The organism is Variovorax sp. P4_D9 (assembly GCF_056401695.1).
The window spans coordinates 1-2,134 of record NZ_JBFUIU010001185.1; the positions used below are offsets into that span (position 1 = coordinate 1).

Below are 2,134 nucleotides of genomic sequence, written 5' to 3' on the forward strand. Positions count from 1 at the left end.
GCAAGCAGGTGCTGCCGGTGATCGTGCACGGCGACGCCGCCTTTGCAGGGCAGGGCGTCGTGATGGAAACGCTGGCGCTGGCCGAAACGCGCGGCTACTCCACCGGCGGCACGGTCCACATCGTGATCAACAACCAGATCGGCTTCACCACCAGCGACCCGCGCGACAGCCGCTCGACGCTCTATTGCACCGACATCGTCAAGATGATCGAGGCGCCGGTGCTGCACGTGAACGGCGACGACCCCGAGGCCGTGGTGCTGGCGACGCAATTCGCCCTCGAATTCCGGATGGAGTTCCAGAAGGACGTGGTGGTCGACATCGTCTGCTTCCGCAAGCTCGGCCACAACGAGCAGGACACGCCGGCGCTTACGCAGCCGCTGATGTACAAGAAGATCGCCCAGCATCCCGGCACGCGCAGGCTGTACGCCGACAAGCTCGCCGCCCAGGGCCTGGGCGACACGCTCGGCGACGACCTGGTCAAGGCGCAGCGCGCGGCATTCGACGCCGGCAAGAATACCTCCGACCCGGTGCTGACCAACTTCAAGAGCAAGTACGCGGTCGACTGGAGCCCCTTCCTCAACAAGAAGTGGACCGACGCCGGCGACACCGCGATCCCGACCGCCGAATGGAAGCGGCTGGCCGAGCGCATCACCAAGGCCCCCGAGGGCTTCACGGTGCATCCGCTGGTCAAGAAGGTGCTCGACGATCGTGCCGCGATGGGTCGCGGCGACGTCAATGTCGACTGGGGCATGGGCGAGCACATGGCCTTCGCCTCGCTGGTGGCCAGCGGCTACCCGGTCCGCCTGTCCGGCGAGGACAGCGGCCGTGGCACCTTCACGCACCGCCACGCAGTGCTGCACGACCAGAACCGCGAGAAGTTCGACGAAGGCACCTACGTGCCGCTGCAGAACGTGGCCGACAACCAGGCGCCGTTCGTCGTCATCGACTCGATCCTCTCGGAAGAAGCCGTGCTGGCGTTCGAATACGGCTACGCCTCGAACGACCCGAACACGCTGGTGATCTGGGAAGCCCAGTTCGGAGACTTCGTCAATGGCGCGCAGGTCGTGATCGACCAGTTCATCGCCTCGGGCGAGGTCAAGTGGGGCCGCGTCAACGGCATCACGCTGATGCTGCCGCACGGCTACGAAGGCCAGGGTCCGGAGCACAGCTCGGCGCGTCTGGAGCGCTTCATGCAGCTCGCGGCCGACACCAACATGCAAGTGGTGCAGCCGACGACGGCGAGCCAGATCTTCCATGTGCTGCGCCGCCAGATGGTCCGCCACCTGCGCAAGCCGCTGATCATCATGACGCCGAAGTCGCTGCTGCGTAACAAGGACGCGACCTCGCCGCTGTCCGAGTTCACCAAGGGTTCCTTCCAGACCGTCATTCCGGACAACAAGGAACTGAAGGCCGAGAAGGTCAAGCGCGTCATCGCCTGCTCCGGCAAGGTCTACTACGACCTGGCGAAGAAGCGCGAGGAGCGGGACAGCGACGACGTGGCGATCATCCGCGTCGAGCAGCTCTATCCGTTCCCGCACAAGGCCTTCGCCGCCGAACTCAAGAAGTACCCGAACCTGGTCGACATCGTCTGGTCGCAGGACGAGCCGCAGAACCAGGGTGCCTGGTTCTTCGTGCAGCACTACATCCACGAAAACATGCAGGAAGGCCAGAAGCTCGGCTACTCCGGCCGTGCCGCTTCGGCATCGCCCGCGGTCGGCTACTCGCATCTCCACCAGGAACAGCAGAAGGCGCTGGTCGACGGCGCGTTCGGCAAGCTCAAAGGCTTCGTGCTGACCAAGTAACAGGATCGACTCGATCCATCTCCATAAGAAAACACGAAGCGAGCAGATAAAAAATGTCCATCGTTGAAGTCAAAGTCCCCCAGTTGTCCGAGTCCGTGGCCGAAGCCACCAWGCTGCAGTGGAAGAAGAAAGCCGGCGACGCCGTCGCCATCGATGAAATCCTGATCGAGATCGAGACCGACAAGGTCGTGCTCGAGGTGCCGGCGCCGGCCGCCGGCGTGCTGGCCGAGATCGTCCAGGGCGATGGCGCCACCGTCGTCGCCGATCAATTGATCGCCCGGATCGACACCGAAGGCAAGGCCGGCGCGGCCGCGCCCGCAGCGGCTCCGGCC

Annotated in this window: 2 protein-coding genes; both read left to right on the forward strand. The window is 64.7% G+C overall.

Going from position 1 to position 2,134, the window contains the following annotated elements:
• Positions 1-1,802: 2-oxoglutarate dehydrogenase E1 component (locus AC1DY5_RS52730; protein WP_478122201.1), on the forward strand; the 1,802-nt coding region annotated here is incomplete at its 5' end.
• A gap of 53 nt (positions 1,803-1,855) precedes the next feature.
• Positions 1,856-2,134, forward strand: a 279-nt coding sequence (locus AC1DY5_RS52735) for a biotin/lipoyl-containing protein (RefSeq protein WP_478122202.1), incomplete at its 3' end; no start/stop codon positions are given.